Below are 15,523 nucleotides of genomic sequence, written 5' to 3' on the forward strand. Positions count from 1 at the left end.
TCAGTAAAAAGGGGCTGCCCGATGGACAGCCCCTTATCATCGCGCCGTATGGCCGGGCTTACCAGACCTTGCAGGCCTTCTCGCCCCGCACCATGGGATCAGCGGGTTTGCAATTAAAGGCTTCGGCGAACTCCGGCATGTTGGACAAGGTGCCGTTGACGCGGAATTCCGGCAGTGAATGGACGCCCGTCAGGGCCTGAAGGCGGCGTGCCTCCGGTCGTTCCTGCGCACACCAGATATGGGCCCAGCCATAGAAGGCGCGCTGCTGCGCCGTCAGCCCGCCAATCTTTTCCTCCATCCGGGGCCCCAGATGCTTTTTCAGGGCGGCCAGCGCGATGGACAGGCCGCCATTATCGGCCGTGTTCTCGCCCAGCGTCTGCTTGCCGTTCAGGTTCACGCCTTCTGCTGCCTGGAAGCCGCTATACTGGTCGACCAGACATTGCGCCTTTTCTTCAAAGCGCTTGCCATCTTCTTCCGTCCACCAGTTGGCAAGATTGCCGTCGCCGGCATATTTGCGGCCCTGGTCGTCAAAGCCATGGGTGATCTCATGGCCGATCACACCGCCGATGGCGCCATAATTATAGGCGTCGTCAGCGGCAAAATCGAAGAAGGGCGGCTGCAGGATGCCGGCGGGGAAATTGATATTGTTCTGCTGCGGTGAGTAATAGGCATTCACCGTCGGCGGGGACATGCCCCATTCCGTCGGGTCGCGCGGCTTGCCGATGCGGGCTAGGCTGTAACGCTTGTTGAAGCCATCGGCGCGGGCCACATTGCCCCACAGGTCGCCGGGCTTCACCTCCAGCGTCGTGTAATCCCGCCACTTGTCGGGGTAGCCGATCTTGTTGGGCATATTGGCCAGCTTTTCCCGAGCCTTGGCCTGGGTTTCCGGGCCCATCCAGGCAAGCTGGCCAATCCGGTCCTGGAAGGCCGATTGCACATCGGCCACCATGGTCAGCATGCGGGCCTTATGTTCGGGACCAAAGGCCTTTTCCACGTAATATTTGCCCAGATCCTCGCCCAGCGCGCCGTCAGTGGCATTGACGCAGCGCTTCCAGCGCGGGCTCTGCTGCTTGGCCCCGGCCAGGGTGCGGCCATAAAAGTCGAAATTCTCTTCCGCGAAAGTGTTGGGCAGCCACGGCGCCGCGCTGTGCAGCACCTGCCAGCGCAGATAGGTCTTCACATCGTCCAGGGGGACATCGCGCAGGGTGCGTTCCAGGGTTTTGAAGAAGGCGGGGTTGCCCACATTCATGTCGGTAAAGGCGGGCGCCCCCACGGCCTTGATATAGGCCTGCCAGTCGATCGCGGGCGTCTGCTTGGCAAGGGCCGCCAGCGTGGTGGGATTGTCGCGCTTGGTGGGGTCGCGCCGCTCCACGCGGGTCATGGCAGCATCGGCCAGCCGCGTCTCGAACGCCATAACGGCCTGGGCCCGGCGCTGCGCCTCTTCCGGCGTGTCGCCGGCCAGGGTGAACATGCGGGCAATATGGGCGATATAGGCCTGACGCTGTTCTTTGGATTTAGCGTCGGTCTTGAAATAGAAATCGCGGTCGGGCAGGCCCAGCCCACCCTGATCGGCGACGGCAATGGTCTGCACCGCGTCGCTGAATTTCTGCATACGGCTGAAGCTGAACAGGACCGGCACACCCATGTCATGCAGGTCGCCGGTCAGTTGTCCAAGCTGCTTCAGGGAGGTGACGGCGGTGATGCGCATCAAGAGCGGCTGCAAGGGGGCCAGCCCCTGCTGCTCCACCGTCGCCTCATCCATACAGGCGGCATAGAAGGTGGCGATCTTGGCCGTTTCCGGCTTGGGATGGGCCACTGCGTCATCCAGGATCTCGCGCAGCAACACCATGTTGCGCTCCGCCAGAACCTGGAAATTGCCCCAACGGGACTGATCATCAGGGATCGGATTTTCCTTCATCCACACGCCGCAGGCATGGAGGAAGAAATTGTCACAAGCTGAAACCGCCTTATCCAGCACGGGCAGGCCGGGGGCGGGGGGCTTGGGTGCCGCCGGTGTGGCTGGTGCTTCCGCCATCTGTTGCGGGGTGGCAGTACAACCGCCCAGCGCCAACAGCAATGCAAAACCAGCCGCCCCCACGGGCGACGATGCCAGCAAGCCCTTGCGTTTCATTCTTGTTCTTTTCCCTGACGTAACGGGCCGATATCGGAACGGGTCCGATATCGGTACGGTAGTGTATGGATTACCCCATTGTTTGGGACTTGGCTGTGTCAAGCAGAATAGCACGAATGTCCGTTTCAATCGGACCTGTGTTTTTGTAACCCGACGGTAACGCTTGTCGCCATCCTGGTACAGTTGGCCATCAGCGATAGCGGATAGGAAAAAGGGCGGCCCCTTTGCCGGGAGCCGCCCTCTGTAAAAGATCAACGATTGACCGGTCCTTACCAGACCTTGCAGGCCTTATCACCGCGGACCATGGCGTCCGTGGGCTTGCAGTTAAAGGCCTGGGCAAATTCCGCCATGTTGGACACGGTGCCGTTCACGCGGTGGCGCGGGGCGGAATGCGGGTCGGTCTGGGCACGCAGCCGTTCCGCTTCCGGGCGGGCGGAAGAACACCAGACGCTGGCCCAGCCATAGAACAGCTTCTGTTCCGGCGACATGCCATCGGCGCCCTTGGCGGTCAGTGCCTTCTCCCCGCCGACGCGCTTTTTCAGCGCCATCAGGGCCAGACGCAGGCCGCCATTATCAGCCGTATTCTCGCCCAGGGTGAGCTTGCCATTCTGGCTGGTGTCGCCAGCCACCTTATAGGAACCATACTGGTCCACCAGGCACTGGGCCTTTTCCTCGAACCGCTTGCCGTCTTCTTCCGTCCACCAGTCCTTCAGGTTGCCCTGGCCATCAAAGGCCCGGCCCTGATCATCGAAACCATGGGTCATTTCATGGCCGATGACGGCACCGATGGCACCGTAATTCAGGCCGTCATCGGCCTTGAAGTCGAAGAAGGGCGGCTGAAGGATGCCAGCCGGGAAATTGATATTGTTCTGGCTGGCATCGTAATAGGCGTTCACCGTCGGCGGGGTCATGAACCATTCGTTCTTGTCCACCTTCTGGCCGATCTTGGCGAGGTGATAGGCGTTCTCGAAACCGGAAGCGCGCATCTGGTTGCCCAGCAGATCGTCCCGCTTCACGGTCAGCGCGGTGTAATCGCGCCATTTTTCCGGATAGCCGATCTTCTGCGCCATGGCGTCCAGCTTCTCCAGCGCCTTGACCTTGGTCGCTTCGCTCATCCAGTCGAGCTGTTTGATATCTTCGGCATAAGCAGCGCGCAGATCATCCAGCATGGTCAGCATGCGGGACTTGTGCTCCGGCCCGAAGGTCTTCTGCACAAAATGCCGGCCCAGATCTTCACCCAGGGCGCTGTCCGTGGCGTCGGTGCAGCGCTTCCAGCGGGGGCGCAGTTCCTGCGCGCCGGACAGGGTTTTGCCATAGAAGGCAAAATTCTCGTCCACAAACGGCTTGGACAGCCAGGGGGCCGCACGGCGCAGCGCGGCCCAGGTGAAATAGGTCTTCAGATCGGCCAGATCAGTGGCCTGGATGCTGTCATTCAGACCCTTGAAGAATTGCGGGTCGTTGACATTCATCTGCGTGAAAGACGGTGCCTTCACATCGCGCACATAGGCGGTCCAGTCGATGGCCGGCGCGCTGGCGGCGAAAGCCTGGAAGCTGGACGGGTTGTTCAGCTTGGTGGTGTCGCGGCGATCCACCTTGCTCATCGTGTCGCGGGCCAGCCGCGTCTCGAAGGCCATGACGGCGGCGGCCTTCTTGGCGGCAACCTCCGGCTTGTCGCCCGCCAGGGTGAACATGGCGGTGACATGCTTGACATAGGCGTCGCGCAGCCCGGCCGAGCGTGCATCATCCTTAAAGTAAAAATCGCGGTCGGGCAGGCCCAGGCCGCCCTGGTCGAAGGCGGCGATGGTATCTTCCGCCTTCTCGAAGCTCTGCTGCGGGCCGAAGCCAAACAGGGCATCCACCCCGTCCTGATGCAGCATGGCAACCAGCGCGGCGATCTGCTTCTTGTCCTTGATCGCGTCGATCTGGGTCAGCAGCGGCTTCAGCGGCGCGATGCCGGCCTTGTCCGCAGCGGCTTCATCCATGCAGGCGGCATAGAAGCTGCCGATCTTGGCCAGATCGGCATCCTTGCTCTTGGTCGCATCTTCCAGGATGGCGTGCAGGATATCCTGGTTGCGCTGGGCCAGTTCATGGAACGTGCCATAGATGGAGCGTTCGGCCGGCAGGGGGTTGGCCTTGATCCAGGGCCCGCAGGCGTGGAGATAGAAATCGTCACAGGGGCTGACACTGGCATCCACTGCCGGCAGCTTCGATTCTGCCGCAGCGGCATTGCCCATGCCCAGCCCCAGCATCAGGGTCAGGCCCACCGCACCCAGGCATGAATTGGCCAACAAGCCTTTCATCCTCGCGCACTCCGAAAATGTATCGAATTGGTTCAGGCCATTCGTCCGATCTGGCCCTTGGGGCAGGAGCCTAGCACTGGATTTCACCCAACTCGAACGGCAGCGTGTAACGCTTCTGTAACAGCGGTTCGGATGGCGGGCGGCAGGATCAGGGCCAGATTGGCGGTAAACGCATTTTCGGGCTTATTGTCGCAGCGTGTTATAGGGGGCATTTGCGCCAGCAGGGATTGCTGCAGGTGCTCTGCTTCCAGTTCTGCCGCCTTGATCTGCCCGCGCAGGGCATCGCTGGTGGGGCTGGGGGCGGGTAGGGGGCCGGTTTTCAGGCGGCGGCGTAGGGTGCGAAGCGGTGCCACCACCTCCTCCCGCCAGGGGGCGGTGGCCGCCTGGGCGGCGTCCAGTTCCGCCGGGGTCAATAGATGACCCCGCCAGCCCAGCCAGGCCGCCCACAGGATCAGGTTCACATCCTGCCCATGGGCGTCCTGTGCCATCAGGCAGGCTTCTGCCACGCCGGGTGCGTCGTAAACAGCAAGCGAGAAGGACCATAGATCATCGCCGGCGCGGGGAGGGGTCACCCCGCATCCCCGACATAGATGCCAAGGCCGCGCGCGGTGCGGACCAGGATGCCGTTCACATCCACGGCGGCATAGGTCTTGATGGCATCTTCGATCGGCGTGTCGATGATGGTGCGATTGGACCAGGCCAGCAGCCGGTCGGACTTGCCCTCTGCCAGCAAATCCACGGCGGCGACGCCGAAGGCCGAGGCCAGCAGCCGGTCGCTATGGCTGGGCGGGCAGCCGCGCTGCACATGGCCCAGCACGGTGACGCGGGTTTCAGCCCCCGTCGCCTCGGCGATCATATGGCCGATATAATTGCCGATACCGCCATAGCGCTTCTGCCCATCGGCAAATTCCTGCTTGGCGGCCGCGCCCTCCATGGTTTTCACCGCTTCGGAGACGACGACCAGGGCAAAGTTCCGCCCGCCTTCCTGGAGCCGGCGGATCTTGTCGGCGATGCCGTCAATGGACCAGCGCAACTCTGGCAGCAGGATCACATCGGCACCCCCGGCAATGCCGGCGGACAGCGCGATATGGCCGGCATCGCGGCCCATCACTTCCAGCACCATCACCCGGTCATGGCTGGCAGCGGTGGGTTGCAAACGATCCAGCGCTTCCGTCGCAACCGCCACCGCCGTATCGAACCCGACCGACGTTTCGGTGATGCCCAGATCATTGTCGATGGTCTTGGGGATGCCGATCAGCTTGAAGCCGCCCTGCTGCGCCAGCTTGCGCAGGATGGCCATGGAACCGTCGCCGCCAATGCCGATTACCCCATCCACGCCCAATTCCCGCAAACCGTCGATGATCTCGCCGCTGCGATCCTGCTTGCTGCCATCGGGCATGGGATAGGCGAAGGGGTCGCCCTTGTTGGTGGTGCCCAGGATGGTGCCGCCCAGCCGCATCATGGCGCCATCCACCTTGTTGGTATCCAGATGGACGCAGCGCACAGGCCGGGACAGCAGCCCATGGGTACCATCCTCAATCCCCACCACGTCCCAGCCATAATGCCGGGCGCGATGCACGGCGGCGCGGATCACGGCGTTCAGGCCAGCGCAATCGCCGCCGCTGGTCAGGATACCGATGCGCTTGGTGCCGGTCATTGTATTTCCTCGCTTTTGTCTCTTGCGGTCAAGGTGCCAGCAAAGCGGGGCGGGTGGCAAGGTGGGAGGCGGCGAAAACAAAAAGCCCGCCGCGACTATCGCCGGGCGGGCTTTTTCAGTGTTTCCGCAAGGGAATTATTCTCGTGCGAAACCTTACTTGAAGGCGATCCCCACAACCTCGTAGCTCTTGGAGCCGCCGGGGGTGGTGACTTCCACATTGTCGCCGACGGACTTGCCGATCAGCGCGCGGGCGAGCGGGCTTGTGATGGAGATCAGGCCCTGCTTGATGTCGCTCTCGTCCTGGCCGACGATTTGATAGGTCACCTCTTCATCGGTGTCCTCATCCGCCAGGGTGATGGTGGCGCCAAACTTCACGGCATTGCCGGACAGCTTGGTTGGCTCAATCACTTCGGCGCGGCTGATCTTGTCTTCCAACTCCATCACCCGGCCTTCGATGAAGCTCTGCTTCTCGCGGGCAGCGTGATACTCGGCATTTTCAGACAGATCGCCATGCTCACGGGCTTCGGCAATCGCCTTGATCACCGCCGGGCGCTCAACGCTCTTCAGGTGCTTCAACTCATCCTGCAGCCGGTTATACCCCCGAGCCGTCATGGGAACTTTTTCCATCGTACCTTTTTCCCAAGAAAATGGTGGCGCCGAAAAAAAAGAAACCCGCCGGCGCGACATTCGCCGCGCCGCCGACCTGCTTTCTTAATAAGACCCGCTCAGATAGGACTGAAGCGGAGCCACTTCAAGATTGCCGGTCTTCAGGCCTGAGATGGCTTCGACCGCTGCCTCAGCACCCGCCACCGTCGTGTAGTAGGGGATGTTATTGGTCAGGGCCGTGCGGCGCAAGCTGAAGCTGTCAGACATCGCCTGCGGACCTTCAACAGTGTTGAAGACCAGTTGGACCGCGCCATTGATCATTTCATCAACAATGTGCGGCTGGCCTTCCAGCACCTTGTTGATGGCGGTGACCGCAATCCCGGCATCAGCCAGGAATTTCGCGGTGCCGCGGGTGGCGATCACCTTGAAGCCCATGTCCGTCAGGCTGCGGGCCACCGGCACCATGGCCGGCTTGTCGCGTTCCCGCACGGAGATGAACACCGTACCTTCACGCGGCAAAGTGACGCCGGCGCCCATCTGGCTCTTGGCGAAGGCCTTGGCGAAATCCTTGTCCAGGCCCATCACCTCGCCGGTGGAGCGCATTTCCGGCCCCAGCAGGATATCGACGCCGGGGAAACGGTTGAACGGGAACACCGCTTCCTTCACCGCCACATGCGGCGGGAACGGACCGTTCAGCTTGAAGTCAGCCAGTTTCTCGCCAGCCATGACGCGGGCGGCGACCTTGGCAATGGCCGTCCCGGTGGCCTTGGCCACGAACGGTACTGTGCGGCTGGCGCGCGGGTTGACTTCCAGGATGTAGATGTCGAAGCCGCCGGGGCCGGAGCCATCGGCAGACTGCTTCACCGCGAACTGGATGTTCATCAAGCCGACGACATTCAGCCCCTTGGCCAGCTTGACCGCCTGGACGGAAAGCTCATCCACCACAGGTTTGGACAGGGTGTAGGGCGGCAGGGCGCAGGCGCTGTCACCGGAATGGATGCCGGCTTCTTCGATATGCTCCATGATGCCGGCGACATAGACATTGCCGGTGGCATCGGCCACGGCGTCCACATCCACCTCGATGGCATCTTGCAGATAGCTGTCGATCAGCACCGGGTTCTTGCCCGACACCTTCACGGCGGTGGCGATATAGCGGTGCAGGCCCGCCATATCATGCACGATCTCCATCGCCCGGCCGCCCAGCACATAGGACGGGCGGATCACGACGGGGAAGCCGATCTTGGTGGCGACGGCCTCGGCCTCTTCCAGCGAGCGGGCCAGGCCGTTGGCCGGCTGGCGGAGTTCCAGCTTATGCAGAAGCTGCTGGAACCGCTCGCGGTCCTCGGCCAGATCGATGGCGTCTGGCGTGGTGCCCAGGATGGGGATGCCGGCGGCTTCCAGATCGCGGGCCAGCTTCAGCGGGGTCTGCCCGCCAAACTGCACGATCAGGCCCAGCACCTCGCCATTCTGCTGTTCCTTGCGGACCAGCTCGATCACGTCTTCGCCGGTCAGCGGCTCGAAATACAGACGGTCGGCGGTGTCATAGTCGGTGGAAACCGTTTCCGGGTTGCAGTTGACCATGATCGTCTCATAGCCCGCTTCCTGCAGGGCATAGACGGCATGGACGCAGCAATAATCGAACTCGATCCCCTGGCCGATCCGGTTCGGCCCGCCACCCAGGATGATGACTTTCTTCCGGTCGGTCGGGGCGCTTTCGCACTCCGCCGGCTCCAGGCCGTTGCCTTCATATGTCGAGTACATATAGGGCGTGCGGCTGGCGAATTCGGCGGCGCAGGTGTCAATGCGCTTGAACACCGGCACAATGCCCTTGGCGCGGCGTGCGGCGGCGACCGCCTCTTCGCTGCTGCCCGTCAGTTCGGCGATGCGGGCATCGCTGAAGCCCATGGACTTGATGCGGTTGAAGCGCTCGGCATCCAGCCCATCCAGGCCGGCTTCCTTGATCCGGCCTTCCTCGGCCACGATCTCTTCAATCTGGCGCAGGAACCAGGGGTCGACCTTGCAGGCCTCAAACACCTGATCCACCGTCAGGCCATGGCGGAAAGCCTGGGCGATGAACAGCAGACGCTCATTGGTCGGGCGCGACAGGGCGGCGCGGATCTTCATCGGATCAACGACGCCGGTGCCGCCGGTCAGGTCCACTTCGTTGAAGCCGGTCAGGCCGGTTTCCATCGAGCGCAGGGCCTTCTGCACGGATTCGGCGAAGGTGCGGCCGATGGACATGGCCTCACCCACCGACTTCATCGACGTGGTCAGCGTGGTGTCGGCGCCGGGGAACTTCTCGAACGCGAAGCGCGGCATCTTCGTGACGACATAGTCAATCGTCGGCTCGAAGCTGGCCGGCGTCGTGCCGGTAATGTCGTTGGTCAGTTCATCCAGCGTATAGCCGACAGCCAGCTTGGCCGCGATCTTGGCGATCGGGAAGCCGGTGGCCTTGGATGCCAGCGCGGAGGAGCGGGAGACGCGGGGGTTCATCTCAATCACGACCATGCGGCCGGTATCGGGATGCACGCCGAACTGCACGTTCGACCCGCCGGTATCCACGCCGATCTCGCGCAGCACCGTCAGGCTGGCATTGCGCATGATCTGGTATTCTTTGTCGGTCAGCGTCAGGGCCGGAGCCACGGTGATGCTGTCGCCGGTATGCACGCCCATCGGATCGATATTCTCGATGGCGCAGATGATGATGCAGTTGTCGCGGCTGTCGCGCACAACTTCCATCTCATATTCCTTCCAACCGAGGACCGACTCCTCGATCAGAACTTCGCTTACCGGGCTGGCGCGCAGGCCGCCGCGCACAATATCTTCAAACTCGGCCCGGTTATAGGCGATGCCGCCGCCGGTGCCGGCCAGCGTAAAGCTGGGGCGGATGATGGCGGGAAGACCAACGCTCGCCAGGGCTTCCAGCGCCTCGTCATAGGTCTTCACCAGGGCGGAACGCGGGCTTTCCAACCCGATCTTGTCCATGGCGTCGCGGAATTTCAGGCGGTCTTCCGCCTTCTCGATCACGTCGGCCTTGGCGCCGATCATCTCCACGCCCAGCCGCTCCAGCGTGCCGTCATGGAACAGGGCCAGTGCCGTGTTCAGCGCGGTCTGGCCACCCATGGTCGGGAGCAGCGCGTCGGGGCGCTCCTTTTCCAGGATCTTGGCGACCATCGCCGGGGTGATCGGTTCGATATAGGTGGCATCGGCCAGACCGGGGTCGGTCATGATCGTGGCCGGGTTGGAATTGACGAGGATGACCCGGTAGCCTTCCTCCTTCAGCGCCTTACAGGCCTGGACGCCGGAATAGTCGAACTCGCAGGCCTGGCCGATAATGATCGGCCCCGCGCCGATGATGCAGATGGATTTGATGTCGGTGCGTTTCGGCATGTTCAGTCGGACCGTCGTCTTACGGGCGGGAAGGGGCGATGTGGTCGCACGAAAACGCCCCATGCGCCTACTACAGGTGCGGGGGACGTCCGGCTGAGGCGCCTATATAGAGGGGTCGGCCCCCAAGGGGAAGTGCCGAGCTTGGGGCGCTGGGATGCGTGTGGCGGGAAGCGGGCGGAGCAGCCCTGGGTAACCTAATGTATAGCAATGGACCATCGATATAGGTCTTTACTTTACTAAAGGCTAGGGAGCGTGCATCCTCCGGTGGTTTTTGCGCGAATGTTGAGTATGATTTTCTTCCGACAACACCTATGGTGTTTCATGTTGGGCTCTTTGGCTGCGCTTAATGACTTGTTTCTCCACTTTCCAGTGCCCATCCTGGCATTGCGGGAGCAGGCTGGTCATTTATCTTTGGCCTTCTCCAACGCCGCTTTTGCCAGACTGTGTGAACGCAGGCCGGAAACGTTGACGGATTCGCCTGCCTCCTTGTTGCTGCCGGTCGATGGCCATGCGGACCCGGGGCCGGCAATCGCCCGCAGTCTGGCGCAGGGGGGGACGTTGGCATTGGACGCGGCTGTTATGGCCCTGGGTCATCGGCGTCGAATCCGCATTTTGGGTCAGGGGGTGGGGATTGGAGCCGGGCTGCCCAGGGCAGAGCGTATTTTCCTCGCCATTGCCCGCGATCTCTCCGAAGAAATCCGGCAGGCCAGCGCTAAGGATAATGTCGAGCGGATGCTGTCGGCGGTTATCGCCAATATTCACCTGCCCCTGGTGATGGTCGGCCAGAATGATGCGCGCATCATCCTGGCCAACGCGGCGGCCGCCCGCCTCTTCGACCATGCAACCGAAGGGATGACGGGGCGCCATCTCTCCATGCTGTTCGCGCCGGATGAGTGGCAGGTCATGGGAGAGCGTTTTCTGAAAGAGGCGGTGGGGGAGTTTGAATATCGGGGCCCCGTGGGTATGGCATCCCGTCAGGGTTCGCCGCTGAAACTGGAAGTACGCGGCATGCCGATGGGGGAAATCGGGGGGAAGGCGATGCGGATGCTGACCTTCTGCCCCTTCGAGCCGCCCTTGCCCAAAAGTCAGGCCGGGCTGGAAGGGATCCGGAAGGGTCTGGCGCTGGGCCATCCACTGGTGGCTGGGCGCCTGCAGATTGTCGGTCTTGATGATATCAGCACGGCGTTTGGCGACCGGTGGGGCGCCATGCGGGAGCAGGCACTGTCCATTGCCGAGCGGACCATCCGCCAGGAATTATCGTCTCAGGACCATCTGCAACGGATGGCCGATGACAGTTTCGTGATCGGCTTCAATGAGATCTCCGAGGTGGACGCGGCGGCCAAGGCCCGGCGCATTGGCGACCGTATCCGTGACCGCCTTCTGGGGGACGCGGCCTCGAAGGGGCGGGTGGATACAGCCGTTACAACACTTGTGCCCGCTGATCTGGCCGAACAGCCGGCGGAGGATCTGGCGGATTTTCTGGTGCGCAAACTGACCTCGCGCCACGAAGATGGGCGGCGCCATGTCCAGGCCCTTCTGCGCGATGCGATGGGGAAGGCCAGCCTTGACCCGCAAGTCGTCGTGCGGCCCGACGGTGTGCCCCTGACATACTGGATGGCGGAACTGGCCAGCCCGTGGCGGCAGCAGATCGCGGCGGCCCTGACGGCGGTGGGCGACGATGATATGGCCGGGTTTGAGGCGGATCTCGTGACGCTCTCGGTAGCCGTTGACTGGTACACGGTGCGGCAGCGGGACGGCACCCTGGTGGTGCCGCTGCGCTTCGGCAATCTGATGCAGCCCCGGCAACTGGACCGGTATGTCGCTGTCATCCGCAATCTTCCCCAGGCGTTGCGACAGTCCCTCATGCTGCATCTGACCCATTTGCCGCCCGGCACGGCCAGTTCCCGCATTGTCGGGATGGTACAGACCCTGGGCCCCTACTGCATCGGCGTGGTGCTGGAACTGCCCGGACTTGATTATGTGCTGGACCCGATGGGAACGCGGGTTGGCGTCGTCTCACTCGATTTCCGGCGGCTGGATTATGCGGACCCCAATGTCCGCTCCCGGGTCCGGCGGCTGGTCCGCAATTACCATCTGCGCAAGATCAAGGTGCTGGTCCAGAATGTGCCCGACAGGGACGAGGCGGTGAAGCTGGTCGTCGATGGCGCGGATATGGTGACGATTGCGCGGTGACGGCGCATCGGGCGGGTGCCTGCCCGGACCCTCAGGGGCCGATAAAGAAGGCCCGCAGATCATCCAGCCGGGCGGTGAGGACATCGCAGCGGCCCGTATCCTGATCGCGGAAGAAATAGACCATTTCCGGCTGCCGGCGCCGCAGCGGGTCGTGCATATTGGCGGTGAGGTTGCCAAAGCCCACGCCCAGCGGCCGTTCCCCCGGACCAAAGGCGCGGTAATGCATGTTGATCCGTTGCAGGAACTGGCCGCGCCGGCACAATTGGCTCAAGCCTGCATCACGTTTCAGGATTTCCGCGGATGGCCGGTCGAAGGCATAGATGATGCGCTGGTTATAATGGGGTGTGGGGCGGGGCGGGGCGATGGCCGGATCGATCCAGCTTTGCCAGGGCAGGCGTCCATAGCCACCTTCCGGGGCCGGGCGCGGCCGCTCCTGCGCGTCGGCGGCGATAACCGGCAGGATCAGGCTGCCCAACAGCAGGGGCAGGCGCAGGCGTTTCAGCATCGCCTTATCCGTGCCTCGTCAGCGGTTGATGGCATAACGGGCCAGGAACAGGGCCACAGCCTTTTTCCCTGTATCCGGCAGGCTGGTGAAATTGATCTTGGCGGTTTTGCCATCAACAGACGCGACCGTCCCGCTGCCGCGCAATTTCAGATTCTGCTTCGGGTCCTTCAGCGCCAGATCGAAGCTGACATTCTGCCCCGCCTTCAACTTCGCCCCCGTCACCGTGACGCTGTTGACGCCCAGATTGGCAATGGCCAGCTCTTTACCATCAATGTTCAGGTGGGCTGTGTAGTTGGGGACCGAAACTTTCTCGACGACGGTCACTTTCAGAAAGTCAAACATTCCCATCGTCGGTTCTCCAACAATAATCCTGGCTGATTATGCCACCTATTTTTCACTGCGACCAGAATCCAGAGGGATGGGGTGGGGCGTTGAAACTTCTGGCCTTCGCCGGTGTTGATGCTGTGCGGCCCATTATGGCCGGCAAGGATGAAGCCAGGGGGATGTTATGAGCATGCGCGCCGATGAGATTGAACGCGAAATCGAAGAGGCCCGGGCGGGAATGACCCGTGCAGCGGCGGAGATCGAACGGCGCCTGCAGCCCGACAATCTGATTGATGGCGCAGTTTCCTGGTTCAAGGGCAATCCCCAGGCCCGTGCCGTGATTGATGAGGTGACGGATGTCGCCCTGCGCAACCCGATCCCCCTGCTGATGATCGGCCTGGGCGCGGCGTGGCTGGCCTATGATTTCTCCCGCAACCGCCCGCCGGCCCCGTCGCGCGCACCTGCGCCCAACCCTGTGCCACCCCAGCCCGTACGCCACACCGACCGCCCGGCCCCCGCCGCCCCGCGGGACATGGGTACCCCGGCCCCGACCGCCGATACCTTGCTGGGCCGTGTCCCCAGCAACGAATCCGCCGCCGTCGCCGCCCACGTCTTCGCCGAAGCCGGCATGGACGGCCGCAGCCCCCCACGTGGGTCGTGAGGGGGGCGGTACCTCTGGAGAAAGTTGCTGTTTCTGCTGACGATTGATCGCTGGCTACGCTACCCTAGCGGGAGTACGGCAGGGGCGGGCGATGGCGTTGGAAATTACGAAACCAGAGCAGCTGGAAAAGTTTCTAACAGACAAGCCAACGCAATGGTCGCATCTTATTGCGGCACGCGCGGCTATTCGGGTGCTGCCAGTTGCACTATCCGGCTTGCTGGAAGAGCATTGGTTGGCGCTGTTTCGAGCGTGTTTCATATCATGGGCCGTCGGTAAATTCCCGGCCCAGAATATAGCTAGTTCCGCCGCCTATTCCGCTATCTCTGCCGCCCGGTTCGCCCGTGCCGCCACACCGTCCATTGCTGGTTCCATCGCCCTTTCTGCCGCCCGTGCTGCTGCCCTTTCCGTTGCTGGTTCCGTGGCCCGTTCTGCCGCTGACTCCGCTGCCCTTTCTGCCGCCCGTTCCACCGCTGGACCCACCTCCTGGGAGGCGATCAGTGCAGATGCAACTGGACTAACCGGACGAGAACCACCCCAAGATTTCGCCGAATTGGCGCTGTCCCCGCTTTGGCCAGGGGAGGCTCCTCCCTCGATTGCTGCGCGCTGGAAGTCTTGGACTGAGAACGAGGCTGCATATCACTACGCCCCCTGGATCAACTGGTACCAATCCCTCCTCACCGGCAATGGCCCCAGTGCGGATTATTTTGGCCCCGACCTGACCCTCCGCATCGCCCAACAGCCCGACGGATGGTGGGACCGTCCGGCTGAAAAAGTGAATGCCGATATCGCTGCATGGCTGGCGGAACTGTCCTCCGTCAATCCTTCGCAGGAACAGTCTATCGACAGGCAGATATCCGCGTTGCCATCACCAGGGCCGGGGCCTGTCAAAATCTCTCCCGACCCGCAGGGCAGGCTGCATGTCGAAGCTGCACCATCCGACAAGCCGGCCCCTGGTGCCCAAACCTACCTGAATGGTCTTCGGGAAAAGCTTGGCCCCCTTCTCGGTGATATGACCCAGAAAAACGCCGATCCCTTTGTGACAGACATGTTGAAGCGCTTGAATGAGGCGCTGCCTGAAGCGGTCGCAACTGTTGATCCGTTTGAGATTGACCTGCACCGTGTGACCGTTACCTCCATCGCCGATGCCTATGCAAGTGCGGGGGCAGAGGCGGAATTATTCCCCGGTGCTGTGGCGCGTATCCTGGATGTGGGGCGCACCGCATTGCGGCTTTGCCAATGCTATCCCGATTTCCGGGTGACGGAGAATGACCGCCAGGATATTAGCCCCAGCCCCAATTTGGTTCCGCAGTTGCAATTGTCGGCGGACGGTATGGTGCAAGGTCTGAAGGATGCAGACCTGCTTGCCCCATCCGCTCAAGCAGCGTTTGATGAAACCCTTTTGGGAATCGCACAGGCGCGAACGCCGGAGGCGAAACGGGAACTGCTGGCCCGTCTGCTGCAAATGCTGCGAGATGCCATGCTGGCCCTGCTGAAAGTGTCCAAGCCCCCCGCCCAGGCAGTGGTGTTGGAACTGCGATCCTTGACCAAGGATATGTACCAGGGGGCACGACCCAAACTTGTGAAGATCGGCAGCGCCCTCATCGTTGGTAGTGCCCTCACCGTTGCCGCCTACGTCGCCGGCCCCTTGGCCACCCTGGCCGAAAAGGTTCCACAGTTGAAAGAGATATCCGATGTGGTCAAGTCGCTGAAGGACATCATTGATAAGTGAGGTTCCAGGAGCCGTCAGGTACTCACC

The 15,523-nt window shown here is 62.3% G+C and carries 11 protein-coding genes; 3 read left to right on the plus strand and 8 right to left on the minus strand.

Features of this window, described 5'->3' with window-relative positions:
* Positions 1 to 58: 58 nt before the first annotated feature.
* The 6 genes from G473_RS0116235 to carB all read right to left on the minus strand — a co-directional run bounded on the left by G473_RS0116235 (position 59) and on the right by carB (position 10,084).
* On the minus strand, positions 59 to 2,131 hold the full coding sequence (locus G473_RS0116235) for a M13 family metallopeptidase (protein WP_084438233.1): 2,073 nt from the start codon (positions 2,129 to 2,131) through the stop codon (positions 59 to 61).
* Between the two features lie 269 nt (positions 2,132 to 2,400).
* Positions 2,401 to 4,419, minus strand: coding sequence for a M13 family metallopeptidase (locus G473_RS0116240; RefSeq protein WP_245580083.1), 2,019 nt, complete (start codon positions 4,417 to 4,419; stop codon positions 2,401 to 2,403).
* 95 nt (positions 4,420 to 4,514) lie between these two features.
* Positions 4,515 to 5,003, minus strand: coding sequence for a TIGR02444 family protein (locus G473_RS0116245; protein WP_029013975.1), 489 nt, complete (start codon positions 5,001 to 5,003; stop codon positions 4,515 to 4,517).
* The gene (locus tag G473_RS0116250; RefSeq protein WP_029013976.1) at positions 5,000 to 6,088 is read right to left on the minus strand and encodes an ATP-dependent 6-phosphofructokinase; all 1,089 of its coding nucleotides are present in this window, start codon (positions 6,086 to 6,088) and stop codon (positions 5,000 to 5,002) included. Before G473_RS0116250 ends, G473_RS0116245 begins: the two co-directional genes overlap by 4 nt.
* 153 nt (positions 6,089 to 6,241) lie before the next feature.
* On the minus strand, positions 6,242 to 6,715 hold the full coding sequence (gene greA, locus G473_RS0116255) for a transcription elongation factor GreA (protein WP_029013977.1): 474 nt from the start codon (positions 6,713 to 6,715) through the stop codon (positions 6,242 to 6,244).
* 84 nt (positions 6,716 to 6,799) lie between these two features.
* Complete coding sequence (gene carB, locus G473_RS0116260) at positions 6,800 to 10,084, minus strand: carbamoyl-phosphate synthase large subunit (protein ID WP_029013978.1); 3,285 nt, start codon at positions 10,082 to 10,084, stop codon at positions 6,800 to 6,802.
* 624 nt (positions 10,085 to 10,708) lie between these two features.
* Here carB and G473_RS0116265 point away from each other — a divergent pair.
* Positions 10,709 to 12,277 carry a PAS domain S-box protein gene (locus G473_RS0116265; protein WP_161631000.1) on the plus strand — a complete coding sequence of 523 codons (1,569 nt, stop codon included), beginning with the start codon at positions 10,709 to 10,711 and terminating at the stop codon, positions 12,275 to 12,277.
* A gap of 31 nt (positions 12,278 to 12,308) precedes the next feature.
* On the opposite strand, the gene G473_RS29420 is transcribed toward G473_RS0116265, so the two are convergent.
* A complete protein-coding gene (locus G473_RS29420) occupies positions 12,309 to 12,782 on the minus strand; it encodes a hypothetical protein (RefSeq protein WP_051330351.1) in 474 nt (157 codons plus the stop codon).
* A gap of 18 nt (positions 12,783 to 12,800) precedes the next feature.
* Positions 12,801 to 13,130, minus strand: coding sequence for a hypothetical protein (locus tag G473_RS0116275; RefSeq protein ID WP_154667435.1), 330 nt, complete (start codon positions 13,128 to 13,130; stop codon positions 12,801 to 12,803).
* Between the two features lie 160 nt (positions 13,131 to 13,290).
* Between G473_RS0116275 and G473_RS0116285 the strand changes: the two genes are divergently transcribed.
* Both G473_RS0116285 and G473_RS30400 read left to right on the plus strand, forming a co-directional pair.
* Positions 13,291 to 13,767, plus strand: coding sequence for a DUF3618 domain-containing protein (locus G473_RS0116285; RefSeq protein WP_029013981.1), 477 nt, complete (start codon positions 13,291 to 13,293; stop codon positions 13,765 to 13,767).
* A 91-nt stretch (positions 13,768 to 13,858) separates the two neighbouring features.
* A complete protein-coding gene (locus G473_RS30400; RefSeq protein WP_154667436.1) occupies positions 13,859 to 15,496 on the plus strand; it encodes a hypothetical protein in 1,638 nt (545 codons plus the stop codon).
* Positions 15,497 to 15,523 lie beyond the last annotated feature (27 nt).

This window comes from Niveispirillum irakense DSM 11586 (genome assembly GCF_000429645.1).
Classification (GTDB): domain Bacteria; phylum Pseudomonadota; class Alphaproteobacteria; order Azospirillales; family Azospirillaceae; genus Niveispirillum; species Niveispirillum irakense.